Annotated in this window: 22 protein-coding genes; 9 read left to right on the forward strand and 13 right to left on the reverse strand. The window is 60.5% G+C overall.

What is annotated here, in order from left to right:
• Positions 1–22 precede the first annotated feature (22 nt).
• Together GOW04_RS10715 and GOW04_RS10720 are read right to left on the reverse strand one after the other, a co-directional pair.
• Positions 23–985 (reverse strand): pirin family protein, encoded by a 963-nt coding sequence (locus GOW04_RS10715; RefSeq protein WP_171232544.1) that lies wholly within the window; start codon positions 983–985, stop codon positions 23–25.
• 119 nt (positions 986–1,104) lie between these two features.
• Positions 1,105–1,938 carry a phytanoyl-CoA dioxygenase family protein gene (locus tag GOW04_RS10720; RefSeq protein ID WP_171232545.1) on the reverse strand — a complete coding sequence of 278 codons (834 nt, stop codon included), beginning with the start codon at positions 1,936–1,938 and terminating at the stop codon, positions 1,105–1,107.
• A 216-nt stretch (positions 1,939–2,154) separates the two neighbouring features.
• Here GOW04_RS10720 and GOW04_RS10725 point away from each other — a divergent pair, with 216 nt between their 5' ends.
• The gene (locus GOW04_RS10725) at positions 2,155–2,643 is read left to right on the forward strand and encodes a twin-arginine translocation pathway signal (RefSeq protein ID WP_171117607.1); all 489 of its coding nucleotides are present in this window, start codon (positions 2,155–2,157) and stop codon (positions 2,641–2,643) included.
• Positions 2,644–2,651: 8 nt separating this feature from the next.
• Entirely contained in the window at positions 2,652–3,248 is a 597-nt protein-coding gene (locus GOW04_RS10730; RefSeq protein WP_371809407.1) for a ferric reductase-like transmembrane domain-containing protein, read from the forward strand.
• On the opposite strand, the gene argF is transcribed toward GOW04_RS10730, so the two are convergent.
• Together argF and GOW04_RS10740 are read right to left on the reverse strand one after the other, a co-directional pair.
• Positions 3,245–4,171: an ornithine carbamoyltransferase gene (gene argF / locus GOW04_RS10735; protein ID WP_152457303.1), complete on the reverse strand. Its 927-nt coding sequence runs from the start codon at positions 4,169–4,171 to the stop codon at positions 3,245–3,247. The genes GOW04_RS10730 and argF overlap by 4 nt on opposite strands.
• Positions 4,172–4,247: 76 nt before the next feature.
• Positions 4,248–5,435 carry an aspartate aminotransferase family protein gene (locus GOW04_RS10740; protein ID WP_171232547.1) on the reverse strand — a complete coding sequence of 396 codons (1,188 nt, stop codon included), beginning with the start codon at positions 5,433–5,435 and terminating at the stop codon, positions 4,248–4,250.
• 273 nt (positions 5,436–5,708) lie between these two features.
• Here GOW04_RS10740 and GOW04_RS10745 point away from each other — a divergent pair, with 273 nt between their 5' ends.
• Complete coding sequence (locus GOW04_RS10745; RefSeq protein ID WP_171232548.1) at positions 5,709–6,593, forward strand: DMT family transporter; 885 nt, start codon at positions 5,709–5,711, stop codon at positions 6,591–6,593.
• Between the two features lie 75 nt (positions 6,594–6,668).
• Here the strand turns inward: GOW04_RS10745 and GOW04_RS10750 are convergent, their stop codons facing one another.
• A complete protein-coding gene (locus tag GOW04_RS10750; RefSeq protein WP_171232549.1) occupies positions 6,669–7,472 on the reverse strand; it encodes an ABC transporter permease in 804 nt (267 codons plus the stop codon).
• Between the two features lie 126 nt (positions 7,473–7,598).
• Here GOW04_RS10750 and GOW04_RS10755 point away from each other — a divergent pair, with 126 nt between their 5' ends.
• Positions 7,599–8,174, forward strand: a complete 576-nt coding sequence (locus GOW04_RS10755) for a GcrA family cell cycle regulator (protein ID WP_152457300.1) — start codon at positions 7,599–7,601, stop codon at positions 8,172–8,174.
• A gap of 440 nt (positions 8,175–8,614) precedes the next feature.
• On the opposite strand, the gene GOW04_RS10760 is transcribed toward GOW04_RS10755, so the two are convergent.
• From GOW04_RS10760 to GOW04_RS10770, 3 genes are all read right to left on the reverse strand, one after another.
• Positions 8,615–9,259, reverse strand: a complete 645-nt coding sequence (locus GOW04_RS10760; protein ID WP_171232550.1) for a hypothetical protein — start codon at positions 9,257–9,259, stop codon at positions 8,615–8,617.
• A gap of 486 nt (positions 9,260–9,745) precedes the next feature.
• Positions 9,746–10,822, reverse strand: coding sequence for a DUF2235 domain-containing protein (locus tag GOW04_RS10765; RefSeq protein ID WP_171232551.1), 1,077 nt, complete (start codon positions 10,820–10,822; stop codon positions 9,746–9,748).
• Positions 10,800–13,091 (reverse strand): xanthine dehydrogenase family protein molybdopterin-binding subunit, encoded by a 2,292-nt coding sequence (locus tag GOW04_RS10770; RefSeq protein ID WP_171232552.1) that lies wholly within the window; start codon positions 13,089–13,091, stop codon positions 10,800–10,802. The genes GOW04_RS10765 and GOW04_RS10770 overlap by 23 nt, the downstream gene beginning before the upstream one ends.
• Positions 13,092–13,204: 113 nt before the next feature.
• Here GOW04_RS10770 and GOW04_RS10775 point away from each other — a divergent pair, with 113 nt between their 5' ends.
• The 4 genes from GOW04_RS10775 to GOW04_RS10790 all read left to right on the forward strand — a co-directional run bounded on the left by GOW04_RS10775 (position 13,205) and on the right by GOW04_RS10790 (position 18,849).
• Positions 13,205–13,933, forward strand: a complete 729-nt coding sequence (locus GOW04_RS10775) for a dienelactone hydrolase family protein (protein ID WP_171232553.1) — start codon at positions 13,205–13,207, stop codon at positions 13,931–13,933.
• Positions 13,934–14,012: 79 nt separating this feature from the next.
• The gene (locus tag GOW04_RS10780) at positions 14,013–17,174 is read left to right on the forward strand and encodes a valine--tRNA ligase (RefSeq protein WP_171232554.1); all 3,162 of its coding nucleotides are present in this window, start codon (positions 14,013–14,015) and stop codon (positions 17,172–17,174) included.
• Between the two features lie 138 nt (positions 17,175–17,312).
• Complete coding sequence (locus GOW04_RS10785; protein WP_171232555.1) at positions 17,313–18,476, forward strand: benzoate/H(+) symporter BenE family transporter; 1,164 nt, start codon at positions 17,313–17,315, stop codon at positions 18,474–18,476.
• Between the two features lie 40 nt (positions 18,477–18,516).
• A complete protein-coding gene (locus GOW04_RS10790; RefSeq protein ID WP_171232556.1) occupies positions 18,517–18,849 on the forward strand; it encodes a DUF1992 domain-containing protein in 333 nt (110 codons plus the stop codon).
• Here GOW04_RS10790 and GOW04_RS10795 read toward each other — a convergent pair whose 3' ends face one another.
• Both GOW04_RS10795 and GOW04_RS10800 read right to left on the reverse strand, forming a co-directional pair.
• The gene (locus tag GOW04_RS10795) at positions 18,850–19,632 is read right to left on the reverse strand and encodes a crotonase/enoyl-CoA hydratase family protein (RefSeq protein WP_171232557.1); all 783 of its coding nucleotides are present in this window, start codon (positions 19,630–19,632) and stop codon (positions 18,850–18,852) included. It lies immediately after the preceding gene.
• A 66-nt stretch (positions 19,633–19,698) separates the two neighbouring features.
• On the reverse strand, positions 19,699–20,769 hold the full coding sequence (locus GOW04_RS10800) for an SMP-30/gluconolactonase/LRE family protein (RefSeq protein ID WP_171232558.1): 1,071 nt from the start codon (positions 20,767–20,769) through the stop codon (positions 19,699–19,701).
• An 88-nt stretch (positions 20,770–20,857) separates the two neighbouring features.
• Between GOW04_RS10800 and GOW04_RS10805 the strand changes: the two genes are divergently transcribed.
• The gene (locus GOW04_RS10805) at positions 20,858–21,967 is read left to right on the forward strand and encodes a pyridoxal phosphate-dependent aminotransferase (protein ID WP_171232559.1); all 1,110 of its coding nucleotides are present in this window, start codon (positions 20,858–20,860) and stop codon (positions 21,965–21,967) included.
• A 130-nt stretch (positions 21,968–22,097) separates the two neighbouring features.
• Here GOW04_RS10805 and GOW04_RS10810 read toward each other — a convergent pair whose 3' ends face one another.
• Genes GOW04_RS10810 through edd form a run of 3 tightly spaced genes read right to left on the reverse strand, consistent with a single transcriptional unit; the run spans position 22,098 to position 25,781 of the window.
• A complete protein-coding gene (locus tag GOW04_RS10810) occupies positions 22,098–23,288 on the reverse strand; it encodes an alanine--glyoxylate aminotransferase family protein (RefSeq protein ID WP_171232560.1) in 1,191 nt (396 codons plus the stop codon).
• Positions 23,289–23,339: 51 nt separating this feature from the next.
• On the reverse strand, positions 23,340–23,972 hold the full coding sequence (locus tag GOW04_RS10815; RefSeq protein ID WP_171229623.1) for a bifunctional 4-hydroxy-2-oxoglutarate aldolase/2-dehydro-3-deoxy-phosphogluconate aldolase: 633 nt from the start codon (positions 23,970–23,972) through the stop codon (positions 23,340–23,342).
• A gap of 3 nt (positions 23,973–23,975) precedes the next feature.
• Positions 23,976–25,781 (reverse strand): phosphogluconate dehydratase, encoded by a 1,806-nt coding sequence (gene edd / locus GOW04_RS10820; RefSeq protein ID WP_174830351.1) that lies wholly within the window; start codon positions 25,779–25,781, stop codon positions 23,976–23,978.
• Positions 25,782–25,783 lie beyond the last annotated feature (2 nt).

A 25,783-nucleotide genomic window follows, 5' to 3' on the forward strand; every position in this document is an offset into this window, starting at 1 on the left:
CGCTTGCCCCCGACGTCACGCGCTAGCGGGCCAGCCGGGGTTTGGTGCGCTCAAGCTCTTTGGAAATAGGGATAAATTCCTGATCGTCACCCGGAGGCAGTTGAAATGCACCATTGGCCCAATCGGCGCTTTTCCACTCACGGGTTGCGGTTTCGATCTTTTCCTTCGAAGACGAAACGAAATTCCACCAGATGTAGCGGTCTTCATTCAGGGTCGCTCCGCCCAGCAGCATCAGCCGCGCGCCCAGCGCACCAGCCTTTACAGACAGCTTGTCCCCGGGCCGGAACACCATCATGCGGCCCTCGTCAAATCTGTCGCCCGCGATTTCGACCGAACCTTGCGTAACATAGACACCGCGATCTTCGTGGTCGTCAGGCAGAGGGAAAGACGCGCCGGGTTCCAATTGCACGTCGAGATAGAAGGTTTCGGACAGCATCGTGACCGGGCTGGTCTCACCATAAGCCGAACCCAGGATCAACCGAGCACTGACGCCTGCATCCTGAATATGCGGCAGCGCGGCCTGTTTGTGATGTTCGAAATCCGGGGCCATATCCTCATGCGCTTCGGGCAAAGCAATCCAGGTCTGAATGCCGAACAGGCTGTGTTTTCTGCCGCGTGTTTCGTCACTGGTGCGCTCGGAATGGGTGACACCACGCCCTGCGACCATCCAATTGACCTCGCCGGGATAGATCATCTGATGTGTGCCAAGGCTGTCACGGTGCTCGAATTCGCCCTGGTACAGATAGGTGACCGTGCCCAGTCCGATATGGGGGTGGGGCCGCACGTCGATGCCGCCTTCGGTGATGAATTCAGCGGGCCCCATTTGATCGAAAAATATGAAAGGGCCCACCAACTGTCGTTTTACCGAAGGCAATGCGCGGCGCACTTCGAACCCTCCCAGGTCACGGGCACGCGGGATGATTAATGTGTCCAGCGCCGGATTCTCCGAGATGCAGTCCGGATTGTGTGTCGGGTTCCAACTCATTTCAGCTCTCCCTTCGTTGCAGATGGTCAGGCCACCCGCTTTCACTCAGGTAAGAAATAGCCACGCAAAGCAGCCCATAAAGTGCACAATCGCACAGATTAAGTGCGGCGCCGTTCCAATCAACGCGGCCAAAGTTGCGGGAAAAACGGCCCGTCAATCCGATCCCCCTCGCCATAGCCTGCCGCCTCGAACTGCGCACGCTCGTCCTTGGCCCAGTCGCCGCGATACCGGATGACACCATCAGGTGCCGTCATGCGAAGGGTGAAGCGCCGCACCGTTTCCGACGGCGTGGTCGAGGACAGCCCGCCATGCAGCGTTCGCATGTCGAAAAAGATACAATCCCCAAGCTCCAGATCCCATTGCAGCAGCTCATACGCGCCGGGGTCGGCATTGACATCTGGTGGCGGGTGATAGGTCAGCCCGGCGACTTCGGTGGGCTCATAGCTGGGATGTCCATCGGCAAACCGCACCCGCATGAACAGCTTGTCCCACAGGTGTGAGCCTTTCACGAATGCGATGCCGTTTTCCTTGGTCACGGGTTCCAGCGGCAGCCAAAGGACACACATCGTGCCTTCGAAGTCGAAGTAAGACAGGTCCTGATGGAAGGGCGGGCGCGAGGTCGAGCCGGCCTCGCGCAGGAACCAGTTGTCCATGACAAGGTTGATGGACGGCGCTCCCAGCAACTCGGCAGCAAGCGGTGCGCAGGGCGACTTGTGAACGAATTCGTTGAATTGCGGGATTTTGTTCCAGGCCCAGTAGTCTTCGAAATAGCCCGGGGCGTTGGGATCCTTGGTATGACGGGTGAAATTGTCGGTCGGCATGTCAAGATCGGCGTCGATTCCTGCACGCAGCAATGACAACCAGTCGGATGAGAATTTCGACCGCAGAACAACAGCCCCATCGCGTTGGAAGGCGGCAATGTCTTCCTGTTTAACCAGATCTGCTGTCGTCATGGAAGGATCATCCCGATGTGGTTCGGTGACCCCGAGCATCGCACCACGCACCGCCAGAGGTCAAAGAGATTCGTTTCGACGACCCGGAATCACTCACAGAACCGTGAGGGCGCGGGGATCCTACCGCGCACGGCCTCGGATTTTGAACGAAACATGCTATGTTTCAGATGGAAGCCGCAGACTGACAAGATTGGATCGCGTATTGGAGGTTTCTCGATGACAGATGCGTTGCTGTCCCGTCGTTCCCTGATCACCCAAGGTGTTGCCGTTTTGGCGACCGGCGCCACAGGGCTTTTGGTGCCTGCCCGCGCAGCCGGGATTGCGCCGACGCCTTCGATGCGGGGCGGATCGAACAACTATCGCCCCGGTGCGCCAATCGTGGACCGGATCGGTGGCGGCGGGTTCTGGATGACCGGCACCGTACGACGGGCGGGCGATGGCGCTCCCCTGCCCGGCCAGCGCATTCAGATCTGGGCCCATACCACAGAAGGGCACGAGCGTGACCCGCAAAGCCATGGAGCGACCTTGACGGATGAAAAGGGTGAATTCCGCCTGGAAATGCCGCAGATCGTTCCTGCATTCGGTCAACCGCACGGGCATCTGGCCTATGACAGCGGCGCGTTCGAAACCGTTTTTCTGCGGCCTGTGATGTCCAGTTCCAAAGACAAGACACTGGCTGCGCATTTCGTGTTGCAACCGCTCTGATCCCGGTGATCCGAACCGGTGTCATTTGGGCGACCCTGATCGCCGCCCTTGCGATTCCTCTGATCGCTGCAGCGGGCAGCCCGTATCTTGCCTGGCGCGATCCAGCCTATATCCTCGGCGGGTTTGCCGGAATTCTGAGCTTGGGTCTGCTGTTTCTGCAACCGCTTCTGGCCGGAAGATACCTTCCGGGCCTATCCGCAGTGATGAGCCGCCACATTCACCGCTGGATCGGCCTGACCCTGGTGCTGGCGATTGTGGTCCATGTCGCGGGGTTGTGGCTTACCAGCCCGCCGGATGTGGTGGATGCGTTGTTGTTCGTATCGCCAACGCCGTTCTCGGCCTGGGGTGTCATTGCCATGTGGGCCGCTTTCGGGGCGGCCCTGTTAGGGGTCTTCCGCAAACGTCTGCGCCAGCGCTTTCGTCTTTGGCGGCTGAGCCACACCGCACTGGCCGGGGTGACGATTGTCGGCAGCCTTGTTCACGCCATGCTGATCGAAGGCACGATGGAAATCGTGACCAAAACAGCGCTTTGCGCACTGGTCCTCTTGGCGAGCGCAAGTACGCTCGCCAAATTGAAAGTTTGGGATATCCGTCGACGCCCTTAGACGCCCAGGCACCAGCGCATCACCGCCTTTTGTGCATGCAGACGGTTTTCGGCTTCATCAAAAATGACCGAGTTCGGTCCATCCATGACCTCGGAGGTCGCTTCTTCCTCGCGGTGGGCCGGCAGGCAATGCATGAACAGCGCATCCGGTTTGGCATGCGACATGAGTTCAGCATTGACCTGATATGGGCGCAGCATGTTGTGGCGGCGCTCTTTGGCCGACTGGGAATCATGCATCGAAACCCAGGTATCCGCGACGACGAGGTCCGCGCCTTCCACCGCTTTGTGCGGATCCCTTTCGATCACGATTTTCGAACCTTTTTGACGGGCAAACCCCATGAACTCCTCTTCCGGGTCAAGCTGAGCCGGTCCGGTGAAGGTTAGATCGAATCCGAATTGACCGGCGGCGTGCAGGAAGGAAGCGCAGACATTGTTGCCATCGCCGGTCCAGACCACCTTTTTGCCAGCGATGGGGCCGCGATGTTCCTCGAATGTCAGAACGTCGGCCATGATCTGGCAGGGATGGGTGCGGTCGGTCAGGCCGTTGATCACCGGCACGTCCGAGTATTCGGCCATTTCGGTCAGGATGGTTTCATCAAAGGTGCGAATCATGATCATGTCGACATAGCGCGACAGCACGCGGGCGGTGTCGGCGATGGTTTCGCCGTGACCCAGCTGCATGTCCTTGCCGGACAGCACCATGGTTTGCCCGCCCATCTGGCGCACGCCCACATCGAAAGACACGCGCGTCCGCGTCGAAGGTTTTTCGAAGATCAGCGCCACCATGCGATCTTTCAGCGGCTGTTCGTCGTCAGGGGCGGCCTTGGGGCGACCCAAACGCGCCTGTTTCATCACGCCCGCCTGATCGATCATGGCCCGCAGATCGGTGGAATCGGTTTTGTGGATATCAAGAAAATGGTTCATGTCGGTTCGTTTCCTGGCTGTCGGTTGCCGGGGGCGCTGCCCCCGGACCCCCGGAGAATCTGGGAAAAGATGAAAATCAGGCGGTTTGGAGCTTGGTCTCGATCTGCCGGGCGGCCTTGTCGAGGCGGATCATGGCCTGAGCGATATCGTCCTCGGTCAGGGTGAGAGGCGGCAACAGGCGGATCACGTTGTCGGCGGCGGGAACGGTGATGACGAGGTTGTCATAACCTGCATTGACCACGTCGATATTGGCAGGCTTGCACTTGAGGCCGAGCATCAGGCCCGATCCGCGCACCTCTTCGAACACGTCGGGGTGATCTGCGATCAGGGCTTCGAGCTTTTGGCGCAGCAGGCCCGCCTTGCGGTTGACGCTTTCCAAAAAGGCAGGTGTTGCCACATGATCGATCACCGCGCAGCCCACCGCGCAGCCCAGCGGGTTGCCGCCATAGGTCGAACCGTGGGTGCCTGCGGTCATGCCGGATGCCGCGTCCTCCGTCGCCAGGACGGCCCCCAGCGGGAAGCCCCCGCCGATGCCTTTGGCGACCATCAAGATATCAGGTGTGATGCCGGCCCATTGATGGGCAAAGAGCTTGCCTGTCCGGCCGACGCCGCACTGGACTTCATCAAGGATCAGCAGCAGCCCGTTGTCGTCGCAGATCTGACGCAGCGCCTTGAGTTCGGCGTCGGGGACGGGGCGAATACCGCCCTCGCCTTGGATGGGCTCGATCAGGATCGCGGCGGTCTTGTCGGTGATGGCGTCGGTCACGCCGTCGAGGTCTCCGAATGCCACATGCACGAAACCCGGCAGCAGAGGGCCGAAGCCCTTGGTCATTTTCTCGGCCCCGGCAGCAGCGATGCCGGCTGACGACCGGCCGTGGAAGGAACCGTCGAAAGTGATGATCTCGACCCGCTCGGGCTGATCTTTGTCATAGAAATACTTGCGGGCCATTTTCACGGCCAGTTCGCAGGATTCCGTGCCGGAGTTCGTGAAGAAAACCGTATCGGCAAAACTGTGTTCCACCAGCTTGTCAGCCAAGGCCTGTTGCTGAGGAATGTTGTACAGGTTCGAGACATGCCACAGCGCATGGGCCTGGTCAGTCAGCGCGGCCACCAATGCCGGATGGGCGTGGCCCAGCGCGTTCACGGCGATCCCTGCGCCGAGATCCAAGAAACGTCGGCCATCCGCCTCGGTCAGCCAGGCGCCTTCGCCCTTCACGAAGGTCAGGGGCGCACGGTTATAGGTCGGCAGAACGGACGGGATCATGGGATCATCCTTTTCAGGTAGTATGAGCCTCGTGAGTGATACACGAAGGCCCTGTTCGTCAACAATTTTGGTGAGGTCTGTGCCGATTTGCCGGGCACATGAGATCAAACAGGCCGGTTACGCAAAGATGCGTCGGCGTCGGAGCAGTTGGATATGCACATGTTTGATCATGGCCGACCGTATAGCGATGCTTGCGCAGGTTGGGAAGCCGGTATTTTGCAGGGATCGAATTTTGCCCTTGCCAAAGCCTGTGCAACCGCGCACCGCTTGGCCATGTTCGAACCCAAGCACCACAATCCTCCGCTTGCCGCTGCGCTGATTTTTGTCGCCACCGCCTTTATCGCCGCGACGACGCTGCTGGCCAAGGCGCTGGGGACGGATGCGTTGGGGCCGCCCTTGCATGCCATGCAGATCAGTCACGGGAGGTTTCTGTTTGCCCTGCTGGCGATTGTGCTGGCGGTTGCAACTCTGCGGCCCCGGTTGGTGCGGCCCCATTGGGGGCTTCACGTCGGGCGGACCAGTTTTGGCTGGGCGGGGGTGACATTGATGTTCGCATCGGTTGCCTTCATTCCGATGGCGGATGCGACGGCCATATCCTTTCTGAACCCTGTCTTTGGTATGGTGCTGGCCATTCCGCTGCTGCAAGAGCGGGTTGGTCCTTGGCGCTGGCTGGCGGCGGCTGTCGCCTTGACGGGCGCGATGATCCTGCTGCGCCCGACCCCCGCCAGCTTTCAGCCCGCCGCCCTTCTGGCGTTGGCAGCGGCTGCGCTGATCGGGATGGAGCTGATTTTCATCAAAAAGCTGTCCGGGCGCGAGCCACCGATGCAGATCCTGCTGATCAACAACGCAATGGGGGTGCTGATCGCCACTTTAGCTGTCAGCTTCGTCTTTCAGATGCCAACCCCGCAGCAGTGGGCGGCATTGGTGGGGATCGGCGTTCTGATGGCCTGCGCCCAGGCCTGTTTCGTCAACGGCATGGCGCGGGCGGATGCATCCTTCGTGGCCCCTATCAGCTATGCCACGCTGATCTTTGCCGCCCTTTACGACTTTGCGGTCTTTGATGTGATCCCCGACTGGATCAGTCTGGTCGGATCTGCGACCATCCTGGCCGGCGGGCTGATCCTGGTCTGGCGAGAAGCGGTGCGGCGCCGCGCCTGAGAGCCTGCCCCGCACGGCGGGAGCGGGTGCGCCTGCATCCCGGCCCGTGCAACCGGCCGCGATAGCCGGGCCGCGCTAAGCCTTGAGGCGATATCCGGTGCGCAGCATCAGCCAGGTGATGGCTCCGATCACGAAAGTCGCAAACGTACATACCGCCATCCCCAGCCACGGAGAGCTGTCGGACACTCCGATCATTCCATAGCGCAAACCATCGATCAGATAGAACACCGGGTTCAGGTGGGTCAGGCGGTTCAGCACGGGCGGCAGCGCCTCGACTGAGTAGAACGTACCCGACAGGAAGGCCAGCGGCGTGACGATAAAGTTGGTGATTGCTGCCATCTGGTCGAACTTGTTGGCGAAGATACCGGCAAACAGGCCCAATGCGCCCATGAATGCCCCACCCAGAACAACAAAGGTCAGCGCGATCAGGGGGTGCTGAGGCGCAATGGAGAGCAAGACCAGAAACGCAATCGAGATCACCAGTGCGATCATCACGCCTCGGGCAATGCCACCCGCGAGGTAACCCAGCAGAATCTCGAGCGGGGACAGCGGTGGCATCAATGTATCGACGATATTGCCCTGCACCTTGGCGATCACCATCGAGGACGAGGTATTGGCAAAGGCATTCTGGATCACCGTCATCATCATGATCCCCGGTGCCAGAAACATCACAAACGGTACACCCATGACATCGGGCCGACTGGGTCCGATGGCGATGGTGAAGATCAACAGGAACAGCCCCGCCGTAACCAGAGGTGCCAGAACCGTCTGCGTCCAGACGGCCAGAAAACGCAGGGTTTCGCGCTGCGCCAGCGTGTACAGGCCCATCCAGTTGACTGCTCCGAAGCGACGCGCGGTATGATCTGCGGGATTTTGCATGATTTGCCCTCAACCTGATTCGAAGACAGCTTGTAACTCGGGCAGCAGTGTTTAGAATAGGGGGCTGAGACGAATTCCCAAGGCGGCCCGAATCCGGGGCCGCTTTCCGCTTTTGAAAGGCTAACGATGTCCTGGACAGACGAGCGTGTTGAACTGCTGAAGAAGATGTGGGGCGAAGGCCAGTCGGCCAGCCAGATTGCCAAGGAACTGGGCGGCGTGACCCGCAATGCGGTGATCGGCAAGGTGCACCGCCTGGGCCTGTCGAACCGGACGGCAGGCGCATCCCCGGCCAAGGCGGAACCGAAAGAAAAACCGGCGCCCGCCCCCAAGGCCGAGGCCAAGCCCAAACCTGCACCCAAGACCGAACCGGCGCGTCCGGCCCCGGCCCCGACCGCCGAGGCGAAACCGGTCGTTCCGGCCCGCCGTCAGATCATCCCCGCCGGTCAGCCGCTGCCACCGCAGCCATCGGCCAACGAGATCAGCCCCGAGGCGCTGGCCAAGGTCAACGAAGTTGAAAAGAAAGCCAAGAAGCTGACTCTGATGGAATTGACCGAGAAGACCTGCAAGTGGCCCGTGGGCGACCCCGCGACCGAGGATTTCTGGTTCTGCGGCCTTCCAGTTGAGGCGGGCAAACCCTATTGCGAGGCGCATGTGGGAGTGGCCTTCCAGCCGATGAGCTCGCGCAGGGATCGTCGGCGGTAATTGCGAACACAAGAACCTAAATCATGTCTATGGAACGTGAAAAGGGCGCAGGCATTTCGCCACGCCTCTTACCGGAGGCGTTGCATAGTCAAGAGCGACGCAAGGCGTAACGGGTTCTTACAAAGAAAACACCCTCGCTGAATGCTGCGAGGGTGTTTTAGTTCGGAGCGTCAGCTTTGCGGACTTAGCGAACTTCCGCAGCACCTGTCCCAATGGCGGCTTTCGGTCAGAGTAACCACTTAGGTTAACTGTACTAGACAATTGAGGCAATTCATAAGCTGATAACTTTCCATCAACCGAGATTTGTACTTTTCTTTTTTTCAGAATGCGTCTTACACGATGCAATCTAAGCAGTCCCGTGTCGGCGAGTTGCTACACGCTGGGAAGTGTCCATGGCTGGGCGAGTAGCTTCGGCTGGGCGTCTTGCATGCAATTATGCGCTATTGAAAAACTCTCTTTCGTTTATAGATCGGGCTTGATTCAACGGAGCATCCATTAGAGTTCCTAATATGAACACCAGTTTGTTGGTATTGATAGTAGTAGTGTCGCAACTCCTCTCCTGAACAGTTGTCGTTTACATCGTCTGTGCCCAATACCCAAAGACTGCCACCTAATGAAAAGAATTGAGCACTATCTGAAAACTCGGATACATCACCGCGTATGTAGCTGTCCGTCATAGCACGAATGCCCCCATTCCATTCACTGAATGTTAGCTCTCGAAAACCACCGTTTCTAAAGATCGCAAATTCAAACTGCCCTACCTCCCGATCAATTAACGCCAGCCCGCCTTGTCTCTCCTGCTCAAGGGCCAACATTATGCGTTTGAACGTTCGCTCGTCCTGAATCCATGGGTTATGAAGTTGTTCTAGAAGCTGCGTCACATCTTCCAGCTGTTTTGCAGTCGTGGCGATCTCGCCCACTGCGCCCACCGCAGCATCTCTTGCTTGACTTGCCGAGGCACTTGCAGCTTCCGCATTATCAATAGCGGAGCGGAGCCTGTTCAACTCAACGCCCTGCTCTACTGCGCACTCAAGAACCTTGTTTACCTTGTTAGTAGCCGTCGTTTCACTTGGTAAAGCATTCAATTCATCCCAACAATCGGCACTACTCTCGGTCGCAAAAAAGACTGATATTAAGAGCGCTAGGGCTCCACACCACCTCTTGAAAGACATAGGTCGAGTTCCTCCAATGTAAGAACGTCTGGATCACAAATTGCTCGTTCTGTGAAAAACGAATAATATTTGATTATCGGCGCCAATGGACTTTGATCGTCAATAAATACAGCGAGAGCTTCGTTTGCCACCACAATCAGGCCGAATATTGCGGCGACGGCCTCTACCCAAAATAGCCAAGTTGGTTGCCTTTTACCCGACAAATCTAATCCATTTTTCAATACCTACTCTCGTATTTTGACACATAACCATACAACCTCCAAACGCAATCGCCTTGCCTCGAACCTAAACTAAGATCAGAAAACGGACCTTCGGAGGGCGTGTGAAGCCTGGTAAAGTGGGCTCGAACCTGACATTGAAGTGCCGGTGATCTTGGAGTCACTGGCACATGGCAGCCTTTCACTGCGCGGGATGTGTCGGCAGGTTCGGCATCGCGACCCATCCGGGCAGTTCGTCCGGCGAAACTGAAACATGCAGGCGTTCTGAAGGGTCCTGCCCGACCTTGCGGTGCTTTCGCAGCAGGAAAATCTTGCCCCAGCTGCGCCATGTGCCAACCGACGGCGCATGGGGGTCAATGGGAAACCGATCGCGCCAGCCGTCGGGCAATGTCAGACCGTGCAATTCCGCCTTGTCCAGCATCCAGATCAGGGAAATGTTGCTCAGCGGCCGCGCCTCTTCGTAGCCGTTCAATTGGCCACCTATGTCGCCATGGGTTCCGCGGAACCAGACCTGCTCTACATGGCCCTTGAACTCGGGCGTGCAGGTCCACAGAACTGGTTCGAACACTTCGCGCGTCTCATCCAGCGCCAAAGCGTGATACCCGTGGCGGGTGACTGGGCCCAACTGATGATTGTGAAAGGCGTGCTTCTCTTCGGCCCAGCGCCACAGCAGCGGCAGACGCAAACCCAGCGCCTTGACCGTGTCCCAGACGCCGATCATCTCGATCTCGACCCCGTCGTGGCAGAAACGTCGGCGGAACTCGCTGGCGGCGATGCCGTCTGGATTGCATTCATAGTGGCGATAAGCTTGCAGTATGTTTCGCTCGGTGGCGTGTTCCGCCTTGAGCAGGCCGATCATGTCGATCACGCCAGCCAGACTGCGCACGCCATAGGCACCGCGCGAATAGCCGATGAAAAAGATCTTGTCGCCCGGCTTGTAGCGGGACGCCAAATACCCATAGGCGCGACGGATCTGGCGGTTGATGCCCCGGCCCATCATCACGTCCAGCGAGGACTTCCAGCTTTCCCACTGCACGCCTGCCTCGTAGAACACCGAAACCTTGCTGCCCATCTCGCAGCACAGGCGAAATGTCTGACCGGCGTGGGTTTCAAACCCCGGTTCCAGAGTGGACATGGTGCCATCAAGAATGATGACATGGCTGATCGGTTCGCGGTGCCGCGTCTCGGCGGAATGCTCGGACCGCAAAGGGCGCCCGAGCCATCCCAGAACCTTTCTACTCAGCCGCGACAGATTCATGCGTCAGCAATTCCCATACTTTGTGAGGTGTGAAAGGCATGTCCGCCTGCCGCACCCCGTGGTCCCAGAGCGCATCCTGAACCGCGTTCGCGACAGCGGCCAGTGCGCCCACGGTGCCAGCCTCGCCACACCCTTTCATCCCCATCGGGTTTGAAGTTGACGGAACCGGCGCCGAGGTAAACTTAATCATGGGTATGTCGGTTGCACGGGGCAAGGCGTAATCCATAAACGAAGCCGTGAGCAGTTGCCCATGTGCATCGTGCACGACATGTTCGGTCAGGGCCTGGCCGATACCCTGCACCACCCCGCCATGCACCTGCCCTTCGGCCAGCATCGGGTTGATAAGATTGCCAAAATCGTCAACCACCGTGTAGCGATCCACCCAGGTTTCGCCGGTGCAAGAATCGATCACGACTTCGGCAACATGCGCGCCGTTCGGGTAGCTGCGCGCATCCAGATTGGCGCGGGCCTCATGTTGCAGCAGATCCGTTCGACCATCGGCACGCGCCATCTCGGCGGCTTCGGTCAGGGTCGGCGTCAGGTTGGAGCCCGGCGCTCGGAATGTCTCGTGGTCAAAACTCACATCATTTTCCTCGACCCCCATCTTATCGGCAAGATAAGGCGTGAATGCGGCGATCATCTTGTCAATCGTGGCCAGAGTGGCCGTGCTTTGCACCGTGACCGAGCGGGACCCGCCAGTGCCGCCGCCATGGGCAAGCCGGTCGGTATCGCCCTGTATGACGGTGATCTTGTCCATGGGGATACCCGTCTGATCTGACAGGAACTGGGCGTAGACCGTCTCATGCCCCTGCCCGTTCGATTGTGTGCCGACGTAAAGAGTCACCGTTCCATCCTCGCAAAACGCGACCTTCGCGTTTTCGGAAGGGTCCCCCAAAATGCTTTCGATATAGTAACAGAGACCCTGCCCCCGGATCAGACCACGTTCGGCATCCGCAGCTTTGCGGGCCTCGAACCCTTTGGTCTGGTCGGCCGCACGGGTGAGAACCATGTCGAAATCGCCGACATCATAAGTTTCGCCGGTGGAAGCGGTGTAGGGGAAATCGCCGGGGCGGATGAAATTCCTGCGCCGCAGTTCCCACGGGTCAACGCCCAGTTCACGCGCGGCGCGGTCCATCGCGCGTTCAAGCACGTAAATCGCCTCGGGGCGGCCCGCACCGCGATACGCATCCACCTGCGTCGTGTTAGTATAGAAGCCTTCGACCCGCAAATAGGTGGTCTGGACGTCATAGACACCCATCAGCACTTTGCTGAACAGGCTGGTCTGGATCGCCTGACCGAAGTGGCTGTTGTATGCGCCAAGGTTCACCTTGCTGTGGACCCGATAGGCGGTGATCTTGTGATCGGCGTCAAAGGCCAGCTCGGCCAGCGAGGTCAGATCGCGGCCATGATGGTCGGACAGCATCGCCTCGGACCGGTCGGACATCCAGTGGACCGGCTGACCCAGCTTCATCGCCGCCACGGAAACGCAGAAATATTCTGGGTATGGCATCACTTTCATACCGAAACCACCACCCACATCCGGGGTCGTGACGCGTATGTCGTCCGCATCCAGTTTCAGTTTTTGCGCCAGTTGGGCCTTCATCGCCCATACGCCCTGACCTCCGTAAGAGAAATGCAGGCGCCCCTCGGACCAGTTCGCCCGACATCCGCGCGGCTCCAGCGAACTGATGATGACCCTGTTGTCGGCGACGTTCAGCGACACCGTATGCGCGGCCGCCTGAAAGGCAGCCCGGGTCGCGGTTTCGTCGCCCAGCCCCCAATCGAACGCACGGTTCTCGGGCGCTTCCGCGTGCAGGACCTCGCCCCCGGCCTCGACGTCCAACTTGGCCGGGCGCTCTTGGATATCCATCCAGATCAATTCAACCGCGTCCTGCGCCTGCGTCAGGGTATCCGCAATGACAACTGCCACCGGCTCGCCCACGAAACGCACGCGATCCCTGGCCAGCATGTGCCGGTCCGGCGCAGCGGCCCTGGACCCATCCCGGTTCTGCAAGACCGCCGCATTCAGAACCGTGTCGATGCCTGATGCGGCCAGATCGTCCAGCGTCATGACCAGCCGAACACCGTCGGCAGCCCGCGCGGCATCGACATCCAGAGAGGTGATGTCACCATGCGCCACCGGGCTGCGGAAGAATGCGGCAAACAAAGCGTTCCCGGGTACCGCATCATCCATGTAACGCCCCTGCCCGGTCAGGAACCGTTGATCCTCGGTCCGTTTCACCGGCTGGCTTCTGCCGAACTTTTCCATGGGTGGCCCTCCTTCGCGATATCAGGGGCGAGCCTAGCCCGCGACCCGGCGATGTCCAGCGGGGTTCACCGAAATTCGTTTGCGCCCAAAGGATGTTCGGCTAGCCTTTGGCCATGAGCTGGACGCATGAAACCGTTTTTCCCTTCTCTGCCCCGATGACCAGCGGGCAGTCGACCACACATGACGTTTATGTCGGAGGCGAAGGCCCACCGATCCTGATCCTTCAGGAACTGCCCGGGATCGGACCCGAAACGCTGGCGTTGTCCGCCAAGCTCAACGCATCCGGCTTTCGCGTCTACCTGCCTCATTTGTTTGGAACCTATGGCAAGGTTGAAATGGCAAAGAACATGGCCCGGTTGTTCTGCGTGCGGCGCGAGTTCAACATTTTCGCCCGTGGCAGGCAGAGCCCCATTGCAGGATGGATGCGAGCCCTGACCCGTGAGATCAAGCAACGCGAAAACAGCGCCGGTGTGGGCGTCATCGGCATGTGCCTGACCGGCAGTTTCGCCCTTACCCTCATGGCAGAAGACGCCGTTCTGGGCGGGGTAGCCAGCCAACCAGCGCTGCCGATCCTCGGGGGCCGCCATCTGCATATGAGCGCTGAAGACATCGGCGCGGCCTCTGCGGGTATGGCCGCGAAAGGCCCCGGTCTGGCGATGCGGTATTCCGAAGACAAGCTTGCACCAAAGAAACTGATGCGGGCGCTTGAACAGGCATTCGGCAATCTGCTGGAAACCGTCGAATATCCCGGCAGGGATCATTCGCTGCTGACGCTGGACTTCCATGAACCCGCCTATCAACGCGTTGACGCCTATTTCAAAGCACGCTTTGGCATGGCCTAGGCGCACTAGGCCTTCCCCTTGCCGCGCGCATTCGCTATTGCAGGCGCTGACCCGAATTTGTTGACGCAGGACGCATCCCATGGCGATGGAAAAGACATTCAACGCGGCCGAGGCCGAGGCCCGGATCTACAAGGCCTGGGAACAGGCCGGAGCCTTCAAGGCAGGCGCGAACAAATCGCGCGACGAGAGCTTTTGCATCATGATCCCGCCGCCGAACGTGACCGGTGCTCTGCATGTGGGCCACGCGTTCAACAACACCCTACAGGACATCCTGATCCGCTGGCACCGCATGCGTGGCTTTGACACGTTGTGGCAGCCTGGCCAGGACCACGCCGGCATCGCAACCCAGATGCAGGTCGAAAAGATGCTGGCCGCCACCCAACAACCCAGCCGCAACGAATTGGGCCGCGAAAAGTTTCTGGAGAAAGTCTGGGAATGGAAGGGTGAATACGGCGGCACCATCATCGAGCAGCTGAAACGCCTCGGCTCTTCCTGCGACTGGTCGCGCAACGCCTTTACCATGGCCGGTGCGGCGGGCGACCCGCGCACGGGTCACGAAAACAGCCCCAACTTCCACGACGCGGTCATCAAGGTTTTTGTCGACATGTACGACAAGGGCCTGATCTATCGCGGCAAGCGGCTGGTCAACTGGGACCCGCATTTCGAAACCGCGATTTCGGACCTCGAGGTCGAGAATATCGAGGTTGCCGGCCATATGTGGCACTTCAAGTACCCTTTGGCGGGCGGTGAGACATATGAGTATTTGGAAAAAGATGAAGATGGGAATGTGATCTTTCGCGAGGAGCGGGATTATATTTCCATCGCCACGACCCGCCCCGAGACCATGCTGGGCGACGGCGCGGTTGCGGTGCACCCCTCGGACGAACGCTATGCGCCCATCGTCGGCAAGCTGTGCGAAATCCCGGTTGGTCCGAAAGAGCATCGCCGCCAGATCCCCATCATCACCGATGACTACCCTGACCCGAATTTCGGCTCGGGCGCGGTGAAGATCACCGGCGCGCATGACTTCAACGACAACATGGTCGCCAAACGCGGCGGCATTCCGATGTACCGCCTGATGGACACCAAGGGCGCGATGCGGGCCGATGGGGCCCCTTATGCCGAAGAGGCAGGCAAAGCGCAGGACTATGCGCGTGGGCGCGCGTTCACCGAGAACGAAATCGACGCGATCAATCTGGTGCCGGATCATCTGCGCGGCCTCGACCGGTTCGAAGCGCGGGCCAAGGTGGTGGAAGAGATCACGGCTGATGGTCTGGCTGTGATGACCCGCGCGGATGATCCGCGCCTGGGATCAACCGCTTTGAAGCCGGATCAGGAAGGCGCCGACACGCTGGTGCCGCTGGTCGAAAGCAAACCGATCATGCAGCCCTTCGGCGACCGGTCGAAGGTGGTGATCGAGCCGATGTTCACCGATCAGTGGTTCGTCGATGCCGCCAAGGTCGTCGGCCCCGCGCTGGACGCGGTCAAGGACGGCACGGTCAAGATCATCCCCGAGTCGGGCGAGAAGACCTATTACCACTGGCTGGAAAATATCGAGCCCTGGTGTATCAGCCGCCAACTGTGGTGGGGGCATCAGATTCCGGTTTGGTATGGTCTCGACCTGTCGGCAGAAGACTTCATTGACGACGAGAATGATGGCGACCTTGATCTGGTTGAATTGGGTCGTTTGCTGAACGAAGGCGGCATGCTGCACCGTGGCAATGTCATGGAATGTGCCGCGAGCTTTGAGGCCGTTACCGAAAAGTTTCTTGACGACAATGCGGACATTCCCAGCCCTCTGAGCCACGCGACCGTGATCGAAGTCGCCGACAAGCAGGAGGCGATCCATCGGTTCGCCGAAAGCCTGGCGCAGTACGCCGTTGAACAGGATCCGACCAAGCTGGTTTACCCGGTCTGGCGCGACCCTGACGTGCTGGACACGTGGTTCTCCTCCGGCCTGTGGCCTATCGGCACGCTGGCCTGGCCCGAACAGACCGAAGAGTTGCGGCGCTACTTCCCCACGGACGTTCTGATCACCGGTTTCGACATCCTGTTCTTCTGGGTCGCCCGGATGATGATGATGCAGCTGGCCGTGGTCGATCAGATCCCATTCCACACCGTTTACCTGCACCAGCTCGTCCGCGACGAGAAGGGCAAGAAGATGTCCAAGACCACCGGCAACGTCATCGACCCACTGGAGATTGTGGACGAATTCGGCGCCGACGCGCTGCGCTTCACCAACGCGTCGATGGCGGCGATTGGCGGGGTGCTGAAACTGTCGCGCGAGCGCATCACCGGTTATCGCAACTTTGGCACCAAACTGTGGAACGCCGTCCGCTTTGCAGAGATGAACGAGGTTTTCACCGATGCCGTCCCGCAGCCGGACGTTGCCGATCTGAAACCCAAGGCCGCCGTGAACCGCTGGATCATCGGCGAAACCGCCCGGGTGCGCGAAGAGGTCGACGCGGCGCTGGGCAGTTACCGCTTCAACGACGCGGCGAACGGGCTTTACGCCTTTGTCTGGGGCAAGGTCTGTGACTGGTATGTGGAACTGTCCAAACCTCTGCTGCAAGGCGATGACGCCGAGGCCCAGGCTGAAACCCGCACCACCATGCGCTGGGTTCTGGATCAGTGCCTGGTCCTGCTGCACCCGATCATGCCCTTCATCACCGAGGAACTGTGGGGCCTGACCGGCACCCGTGCCAAGATGCTGGTGCATGCCGACTGGCCGACCTATGCCGCCGCCGAACTGGTCGATGCCGACGCGGATCGCGAAATGAACTGGGTGATCTCGGTGATCGAGAACACCCGTTCGGCCCGCGCCCAGATGCGCGTTCCGGCCGGTTTGTACGTGCCGATGCTGGTGACCGAGATCGACGCCCACGGCCAGACCGCCTGGGACCGGAACGAGGCGCTGATCAAGCGACTGGCCCGGATCGACAGCCTGACCAAGGCCGACACGCTGCCCAAGGGCACGATCTCGATCGCGGCGCCCGGAGCGTCCTTTGGCCTGCCGCTGGCGGATATCATCGACATCGGCGCGGAAAAGGAACGGCTGGAAAAGGCCAAGGGCAAGCTGGCCAAGGAACTTGGTGGCCTGCGCGGTCGTCTGAACAACCCGAAATTCGTGGCCTCGGCCCCCGCAGAGGTCGTGGAAGAGGCCAAAGCCAACCTCGCCGCCCGAGAAGAGGAAGAGGCGAAACTGAACGAGGCGCTGGCCCGACTGACCGAAATCGCCTGATCTTCATCTTTTTCCAAATACTCAAATCCGGAACCCCGCCGCGGCCACAACGGCGGGGTTTTCTTTTGCACGCTCGGGTCTTGCCCGACCCTGCCCCTGCTTGTTAGCAATCAGCGAACACATTTCTCCGAGGCCGTCATGACGCACAAAGCCCCACCGTTCCAGACAGTCTCGACCGGGCTGGTTGTGGCAATCGTCGGTTTTTTCAGCTCTTTCCCGATCGTCTTGCAGGGGTTGGCGGCGATGGGCGCGTCCCCGGCGCAGGCGGCGTCCGGATTGATGATGGCGGCGATCGCCATGGGCCTGACCGCCATCGTGCTGAGCCTGTGGTACCGACAGCCGATCAGCGTGGCCTGGTCCACGCCGGGTGCGGCCCTGCTGGCGGTTTCCGCCACACCTGCGCTGGGGTTTGCCGAAGCGACAGGCGCGTTCCTTTGTGCAGGGGCTTTGACCGTGTTGGCCGGGCTGTGGCGACCATTGGGGCGAATGGCTGCGGCTATACCGACGACCCTGGCGCAGGCCATGTTGGGGGGCGTGTTGCTGCCGCTTTGCATATTGCCCTTTCAGGCAGCGGTTGACCTGCCATGGCAAGCCTTGCCGGTAATTCTGACATGGTTCATCGCCGGCCGGATCAACCGCCTGTTTGCCGTTCCGGCTGCGGTCGTAGCAGCAGCAACCGTCGTCATTCTGAACGCCGGGGACGCGTCGCTGGCGCCGACGCAATGGATCGCGGCTCCGGTCTGGACCACGCCCAGCTTCTCTGTGGCTTCGGTCATCGGGATTGCTGTGCCGCTGTTCATCGTCACGATGGCGACCCAGAACATCCCCGGCATCGCGGTGATCCGCAGCTTTGGCTATGCGCCGCAGACTGGCAAACTGTTCTCGTCCGTGGGTATTTCCAGCATCTTGTCTTCTCCGTTCGGTGCCCCCGCCACCTGCCTTGCGGCGATCACCGCTGCGATGTGCGCGAACGAGGACAGCCACCCCGACCCCGCGCAACGCTATTGGTCTGCCGTGATGGGTGGATTGTTCTATTGCCTGTTCGGGGTGTTCGCCGTGGCGATTACCGGGTTCGCCATTCATGCCGATCCACTGTTGATGGGCACGCTGACCGGTGTTGCGCTGATCGGGGTGATGGCCAATGCCACATCCGCCGCGCTGGAAGTTCCGGCCGAGCGCGAAGCGGCCATCCTGACCTTTGCCATCACTGCATCAGGGATCACCGCGTTCGGGCTTGGTGCGGCGGTCTGGGGCTTGCTGGCAGGCGGCATGGCCTATCTTGTGAAACAACGCTTTCGGTAAACGGGTTCAAACCGCACTTCAAAGCAAGTATGAAGACGCCATGTTTGGAGCGTTGGGAAAACTGGTCGAGCGCCAGATCAAGAAAGCCCAAGCCGAGGGTCAGTTGCAGGGCCTCGAGGGCGAAGGCCAACCACTGCCTGACCGGTCATCCGAGGCATTGAGCGATACGGCCACCGCCGCCGGCCATCGGATCATGGCGCAGGCAGGCGTAATGCCGGAAGAATTCGACATCAAAAAACAGCTCGACACAGCGCGGCAGGATTATGCGACCCTGACGGACCCGGCAAAGCGCAAAGCCGCAATGGCCCGTATCGCCGATCTGGAAATGCGCTACAACATGGCCCGCGACGCACGGCGGGCCTTCATGCGGTGATCATTTGAACACGGGCTTGCGGCCCTGCATCTGCGCCATGACAACTTCCATCTGGTCGGGTTTGCCAATCAGTTCCACCTGCTCAGCGGATTCCGCCATCAGAACGTCTGCGCGGGATTGAGTTTCAGCGACCTCGATCAGACGCTTGGCAGCACGGATGGCCGAAGGACTTTGACCCGCGATGTTTTCGGCAATGGCCAACGCTTCGGTCAACGGATCGTCGGACAATTGCGTCACAAGGCCCCAATCCGCCGCCTGCGGCGCACCGATCGGGCGGGCCGTGTAGGTCAGCAGCCGCAGCACGTCCGACCGGACCAGCCGAGGCAGCAGAACCATGCCGCCCATGTCGGGGATGATGCCCCATTTCATCTCCATCACGGCCAGTTTCGCTTCGGGATGCGCGGTACGGATATCCGCGCCAAGCGCGATTTGCAGGCCACCGCCATAAGCCACGCCCTGAATTGCGCAGATCACCGGAACCGGTACGCGACGCCAGATCAGCGCCAGCTCCTGCATCTCGTTGGCGTCTTCATGGCTGCGGGTCATCAGCCATTCCGTGGGGTCTATATGGGCCATCTTGGCAAAGCTTGCCATGTCGAGTCCCGCGCAAAAGCTTTTGCCTTCGCCGGACAGAACCACGGCACGGGCATCCGACGCGGCGACCTCTTGCCCGGCGGACAAAAGCGCCTTGATCATTGCATCATCCAGCGCATTCATCTTGTCGCCTCGGGTCAGAGTGACATGGGCAACGTGGTTTTGATAGGCAACGGATACGCGTGACATGGAGGACCTCCGGTAATTCAATCGTGACAAACATGCCCGGACAGAATGCCGAATACCACTGCGACGTCAGGGCATATCGCTGACAGGCATTCGCCCGAACCACGGGGAATCGAGGGTCATGACATAGAACTGATCCCCCGCAATCTTGCCGCCGGTCGTGATGCCCAAGCGGCCGTGCGGGTCCTGTAGCGTGCGCAGGATCGTACCGTCGCCATCGAACTGCACCATCATGCCGCGATGGATCGGCGCGGGGCGCACTGCCGGACCTAACCGCCAGATCACCTTGCGCAGAAATGGGTACGGCATCAGCGCCTCGGACGGGACACGCGGGCTGGCGAAGGCCATCCAATAGGTGCCGTCGCCTTGAGCCTCGAGGTTGTCGGGATAGCCGGGCAGGTTTTCCAGCAGGATCTCCTGCCACCCTGCATTTGGTCCCGTCAGCCACAGCTTGTGCACGCGTGCGCGACCTGTTTCCGCGATCAGCAGAAAATCCTCGTCAGGTGAAAGCGCGACACCGTTGGTATAGACAAAGCCCTCGGCGATTTTCTCGGTGCGGCCGTCGGGTGTGCGACGCGCGACGTAACCCGTATCGGACTGTTCCCAGATGGTGAGGACAGAGGTCGGTTTGGTCCCGCCCATGGTTTCAGGATCGAAACGGTCAGAGGAATTCGAGAAGTAGATCGTGCCATCCCGCGCCACATCAAGCTGGTTGGCGTAGATCACCGGCGCGCCGTTGATGTCGCCCACCAGCGTGTCCAATGTGCCCGGACCGTTCCAACGCATCACTCCCCGATAGCTGTCAGCTATGTAAAGCGCGCCATCCGGTCCGGCCTTGAGGCCCAGGGGACGCCCGCCAAGCTGGTCAACCTCGACCGGTTCCGCCCCGTCGATACGGTAAAGGGTACCTGACAGGCTGGTTGTGTAGATCGTGCCATCTGGCATGACGGCGATGTCTTCGGGCCCGATCTCTTGACCCGGCAGGGGGATCAGCTGCGCCGCATCCAGTGCCGTGTTTTCAACGAAATCCCCGACAAACCCGGCATCTTCCGGCATTTCGACGGCGACAGGTTTTACCGGGACCGGCCAGATCAGAAGATAGGCGAGCCCCAGGAGAAAAACGATCGAGAGAATGCGCATCTGCGCTCCTTTATTCATACTTCTATTCCAGCGCGCCCAACGCCTGTGCGCGCTTGCTCATTGATCGGGCTTGGGGTTATCTGCGGACATGACCGGACCTCGATACACCCCGCTTGCCCAATCCCTGCCCGCCACCGTGCCCTTTGTCGGCCCGGAAACGCAAGAGCGCCAGCGCGGCGCGTCCTTTGTGGCCCGACTGGGCGCCAATGAGAGCATTTTCGGCCCCTCGCCCCACGCGACCCAGGCCATGGCGCAAGCCGCGTCAGAGATCTGGATGTACGGCGACCCCGAAAACCATGACCTGCGCCATGCTTTGGCCGACCATCACGGCGTATCGCCGGAAAATATCGTCGTGGGCGAAGGTATTGACGGGCTGCTGGGCTATCTGGTGCGGCTGATCGTCGGGCCCGGGGATGCGGTTGTCACCTCGGACGGGGCCTATCCGACGTTCAATTATCATGTGGCCGGGTTCGGCGGCATTCTTCACAAAGTGCCGTATTCAGGTGATCACGAGGACCCCTCGGCGCTATTTGCCAAGGCGGCGGAGGTTGGTGCCAAGCTGGTCTATCTGGCCAATCCGGACAATCCGATGGGCAGCTGGTATTCCGGCGCGGACATCGTGGCCGCCATGGATGCCTTGCCTGATGGCTGCCTGCTGGTTCTGGATGAGGCCTATGTGGAATGTGCGCCCGAGGGGACGGCGGCACCTGTGAGTGTAGATGATCCGCGCGTAATCCGGATGCGAACCTTTTCGAAGGTCTATGGCATGGCGGGTGCGCGGGTTGGCTATGCCATGGGCACGCCGGATCTGATCGCGGCCTTTCACAAGGTGCGCAACCATTTCGGCATGAACCGCGCCGCGCAGGCCGGTGCTTTGGCGGCTTTGCAGGATGGCGCGTGGCTGGAGCATGTTCAGGCACAGATCGAACAGGCGCGCGCTCGGATCGGTACGATTGCCCGGGAAAACGGACTGGCGGCCCTGCCTTCGGCCACCAATTTCGTGGCGATTGACTGCGGGCGCGACGGGGACTTTGCCAAGGCCGTGCTGGACGCCCTGGTGGCGCAGGGGATTTTTGTCCGAATGCCGTTCGCGGCACCGCAGAACAGGTGCATTCGGGTGAGCTGTGGCCCGGCGTCTGATCTGGATGCGTTCGCCGCCGCTTTGCCCGAGGCGCTCGCGGTTGCGCGGGTGCGCTGATTGATCCCTTTGCGCCCAGTCGGACAGCAAAGGGGGGCTGTCTGCCCCCCATCGCGCCAAGGCGCGATCCCCCCCGAGGATATTTTTGGCCAGATGAAGAGGCGGATCCTGCGGAGACGCCCGAAGGGTGTCAGGCCGCCAGCACGGCGGCGGCGGCTTCGAGGGCCCCCTTGCCACGCGATATGTCAAGTGAAGCCATGCCCGTTTCCACACCGCCCAGAATCGCCATGACCATCTGCCCGTTGATATGCCCCATGTGGCCGAGACGGAAACAGCTGTCATAATCCTCCATCCCAAGGCCGATGCCCAATGTCAGGCCCAACCGGGTTTCAGTGAACGTACGCAGGGCCGTGCCACGACCTTCGGTCAATCGCAGGGCCGTGACGGCGTGACTGCGAAAGGCACGGTCGGCGACGTTCAGGTACAACATACCGCCTTCGGTCCAGGTCTCACAGGCCGCCCAGATGGCATTGGCCAGGCGCTCATGGCGGGCCCAGACCTGCTCGATCCCCTCTGCATGGATCAGATCAAGCGCGGCGCGCAGGCCATAGAGGTGGTGCGTGGGCGCGGTGCCGTTGAAATACTGATAGAACAGGTCTGGATTAGCGCGCGGCTGCCAATCCCAATATTGCGAAACGCGCGGCATGGTGGCCCGTTTGGCTTGTGCTTTCTCGTTGAAGAAAACAAAGCCGATGCCCGCCGGGGTCATCAGGCCTTTTTGGCAAGCGGCAACTGTGACATCGACGCCCCAGCCATCCATCTCGAACCTGTCACAACCCAACGAGGCAATGCAGTCTGCCATCAACAGCGCCGGGTGGTGCAGGTCGTCCAGAAGCCTGCGCAGCGCCGGGATGTCGTTCCGAATCGAACTGGATGTATCCACGTGGACCGCCAGAACCGCCTTGATCTGGTGGTTTCGATCCGCACGCAACGCGTCAGCGATCCGGTCGAAATCCCAGGCTGACGAGGTGCCGAAATCGATCAATTGGACTTTTGCCCCGATCCCTTCGGCCATTGCTGCCCAGCCATGGGTGAACCTGCCCGAGGCAGGGGCCAGAACGGTTTCGCCGGGGGCGATCACGTTGGACAGTGCCGCCTCCCAGGTGCCGTGGCCATTGGCGATATAGATGGCAACGTTGTGCTTTGTGCCGGCAACCCGGCACAGATCGCGCGTCAGGCCGGGCATCATATCAATAAGTTCGCCATCATAGATGTTGGGCGACGGACGATGCATGGCTTGCAAAACCGCATCCGGCATGACCGAAGGGCCCGGAATGGCCAAATATGTCCGCCCCTGGGAAAGGGAAACTGTCTGTGTCATGGGGTCAACCTGTATGAATTGGCGCCCACATTACCGAGAGGCCGCGCGGCGTCAATCCGCCAGCTTCGACGCCTCGCGGGCAAGTGTCTCGATCCCGGCCCAGTCGCCGTTTTCGACCAGTTGCTTTGGTGCAACCCAGCTTCCGCCAGCGCAGATCACGTTGGGCAATGACAGGTAGTCGCTGGCGTTGGAAGGCGACACGCCACCCGTCGGACAGAAGCTGATCTGGGGCAGCGGCGCGCCGATTGCCTTGAGCGCGGGCGCGCCGCCCGACGCCTCGGCCGGGAAGAATTTCAGCATGTCATAGCCCTTTTCCAGCAACGCCATAGCCTCGCTTGCCGTCGCGGCACCGGGCAGCAGCGGCAGGTCTTCGGCCTCGCAGGCCGCGATCAGGGCATCCGTGGCACCGGGGGAAACGCCGAAAAGTGCACCCGCTTGTTTGGCAGCGCGGACGTCTTCGGGCGTGACCAGCGTGCCTGCACCGACCACGCCGCCGGGCACCTCGGACATGACCTTGATCGCATCCAGTGCCGCCGGGGTGCGCAAGGTCACCTCGAGCGCGGGCAAGCCGCCGGCGATCAGCGCCTCGGCCAGCGGGCGGGCCTGTGCGGCGTCATCGACAACCAGCACCGGAACAATGGGCGCCAGAGCGCAGATTTCGCGGGTGCGTTGAGTTTTGGACATCTATTACGCTCCGAATATGCTGGCGCCAGTGTCGGCGGACCCGACATTCTGCCGAAACGCAGCGAAGAGATCGCGCCCGACACCGTGTTGATTGGCGGAAAGGTCGGCGGTGGCGGGGGACCGGTCCAAAACCCCTTTGGTCAGGATTTCCAGGTCGCCGTTGACCGCGTCGACACGCAGGATGTCACCGTCTTGCAGGTAGGCGATGGGCCCGCCGTCCAGTGCCTCGGGGCAGACATGGATGGCGGCGGGCACTTTGCCGGATGCACCCGACATGCGACCATCTGTGACCAGTGCCACCTTTTGCCCCCTGCCTTGCAGGATCGACAGAATCGGGGTCAGCGAATGCAGTTCAGGCATCCCATTGGCCTTTGGCCCCTGAAAGCGGACCACGACGATGACGTCATCCGTGAATTCTCCGGCCTTGAAGGCGGCTTTCACCTCATCCTGATCGTGGAACACCCTCACGGGTGCTTCGACGACCTGATGTTCCAGCGCGACGGCTGATACTTTCATGACCCCGGTGCCCAGATTACCGGTCAGGCGCGACAGGCCCCCGGTGGGCTGGAACGGGTCATTGGCCGGGCGCAGGATCTTTTCGTTCAGGCTGTGTCCCGAACCATCCTGCCAGATCAACTCACCATCGATCAGTTTGGGTTCCTTGGTATAGTTGTGCAGCCCCTGCCCTGCAACGGTCAGCGTGTCCGGGTGCAGCAAGCCTTGTTCAAGCAATGTACCGATCGTGTACCCAAGTCCGCCGGCCGCGTGGTAATGGTTCACATCCGCCAGGCCGTTGGGATAAACCCGCGCAACCAGCGGAACCACAGCGGAAATATCGGAAAAATCCTGCCAGTCCAACACGATACCACCAGCGCGCGCCATGGCGATCAGGTGGATCAGCAGATTGGTTGAACCACCGGTCGCCATCAAACCGACGATGCCATTGACGAATGCGCGTTCATCCAGAACCTGACAGACCGGTGTATAGCTGTTGCCCAACGCGCTGAGCGACAGGGCTCGGCGCGCGCCTTCCTCTGTCAGGGCGTCACGCAGCGGGGTATTCGGATTGACGAAGCTGGAACCCGGCAGGTGCAGGCCCATAAACTCCATCAGCATCTGGTTGGTATTGGCGGTGCCATAAAAGGTACAGGTGCCGGGGCCGTGATAGGCCGCCATTTCAGCCTTCATCAGCTCTTCGCGGCCCACTTCCCCGGCGGCGAATTTCTGTCGGACCTTGGCTTTTTCGTCGTTCGGCAAGCCGCTGGTCATCGGGCCTGCGGGCAGGAATACGGCGGGCAGATGGCCAAAGGCCTGCGCGCCGATAATCAAGCCGGGCACAATCTTGTCACACACCCCAAGAAAAACAGCCGCGTCATAGGTGTTGTGGCTAAGGGCCACACCGGTTGCCAACGCGATGACGTCGCGCGAGAACAGCGACAGCTCCATCCCCGCTTCGCCCTGGGTGACACCGTCGCACATGGCTGGAACACCGCCTGCCACCTGTGCCGTTCCGCCTGCGGCGCGGATCGCGTCGCGGATCAGGGCGGGATAACGTTCGAACGGCTGATGGGCCGAAAGCATGTCATTATAAGCGGTGACGATGCCCAGATTGCCGGCGGTGCCGGTGGCCATCGATTGCTGATCTTCGCCTGCGCCCGCATAGGCATGGGCCTGACCGCTACAGGACAGATGCGCACGGGCAGGACCCTTGGATCTGGCCTGCTCCATCCGTTCAAGATGTGGGCCGCGCAGATCGGCGCTGCGGTCGATGATCCGTTTGGTGACATCGGAAATGACTGAGTGAACCATGA

The sequence above is a fragment of the Ruegeria sp. HKCCA4812 genome (genome assembly GCF_013034245.1).
GTDB lineage: Bacteria > Pseudomonadota > Alphaproteobacteria > Rhodobacterales > Rhodobacteraceae > Ruegeria.

Bases quoted from the DNA above. Each gene is read 5' to 3' on its own strand.
- GOW04_RS10780 (WP_171232554.1), top strand. From the start codon at position 14,013: ATGGCGATGGAAAAGACATTCAACGCGGCCGAGGCCGAGGCCCGGATC.
- GOW04_RS10785 (WP_171232555.1), top strand. From the start codon at position 17,313: ATGACGCACAAAGCCCCACCGTTCCAGACAGTCTCGACCGGGCTGGTT.
- argF (WP_152457303.1), bottom strand. From the start codon at position 4,171: ATGAACCATTTTCTTGATATCCACAAAACCGATTCCACCGATCTGCGG.
- GOW04_RS10720 (WP_171232545.1), bottom strand. From the start codon at position 1,938: ATGACGACAGCAGATCTGGTTAAACAGGAAGACATTGCCGCCTTCCAA.
- GOW04_RS10770 (WP_171232552.1), bottom strand. From the start codon at position 13,091: ATGGAAAAGTTCGGCAGAAGCCAGCCGGTGAAACGGACCGAGGATCAA.
- GOW04_RS10805 (WP_171232559.1), top strand. From the start codon at position 20,858: ATGACCGGACCTCGATACACCCCGCTTGCCCAATCCCTGCCCGCCACC.
- GOW04_RS10795 (WP_171232557.1), bottom strand. From the start codon at position 19,632: ATGTCACGCGTATCCGTTGCCTATCAAAACCACGTTGCCCATGTCACT.
- GOW04_RS10750 (WP_171232549.1), bottom strand. From the start codon at position 7,472: ATGCAAAATCCCGCAGATCATACCGCGCGTCGCTTCGGAGCAGTCAAC.
- GOW04_RS10790 (WP_171232556.1), top strand. From the start codon at position 18,517: ATGTTTGGAGCGTTGGGAAAACTGGTCGAGCGCCAGATCAAGAAAGCC.
- edd (WP_174830351.1), bottom strand. From the start codon at position 25,781: ATGGTTCACTCAGTCATTTCCGATGTCACCAAACGGATCATCGACCGC.
- GOW04_RS10815 (WP_171229623.1), bottom strand. From the start codon at position 23,972: ATGTCCAAAACTCAACGCACCCGCGAAATCTGCGCTCTGGCGCCCATT.
- GOW04_RS10810 (WP_171232560.1), bottom strand. From the start codon at position 23,288: ATGACACAGACAGTTTCCCTTTCCCAGGGGCGGACATATTTGGCCATT.
- GOW04_RS10725 (WP_171117607.1), top strand. From the start codon at position 2,155: ATGACAGATGCGTTGCTGTCCCGTCGTTCCCTGATCACCCAAGGTGTT.
- GOW04_RS10800 (WP_171232558.1), bottom strand. From the start codon at position 20,769: ATGCGCATTCTCTCGATCGTTTTTCTCCTGGGGCTCGCCTATCTTCTG.
- GOW04_RS10765 (WP_171232551.1), bottom strand. From the start codon at position 10,822: ATGAATCTGTCGCGGCTGAGTAGAAAGGTTCTGGGATGGCTCGGGCGC.
- GOW04_RS10745 (WP_171232548.1), top strand. From the start codon at position 5,709: ATGTTCGAACCCAAGCACCACAATCCTCCGCTTGCCGCTGCGCTGATT.
- GOW04_RS10775 (WP_171232553.1), top strand. From the start codon at position 13,205: ATGAGCTGGACGCATGAAACCGTTTTTCCCTTCTCTGCCCCGATGACC.
- GOW04_RS10740 (WP_171232547.1), bottom strand. From the start codon at position 5,435: ATGATCCCGTCCGTTCTGCCGACCTATAACCGTGCGCCCCTGACCTTC.
- GOW04_RS10755 (WP_152457300.1), top strand. From the start codon at position 7,599: ATGTCCTGGACAGACGAGCGTGTTGAACTGCTGAAGAAGATGTGGGGC.
- GOW04_RS10715 (WP_171232544.1), bottom strand. From the start codon at position 985: ATGAGTTGGAACCCGACACACAATCCGGACTGCATCTCGGAGAATCCG.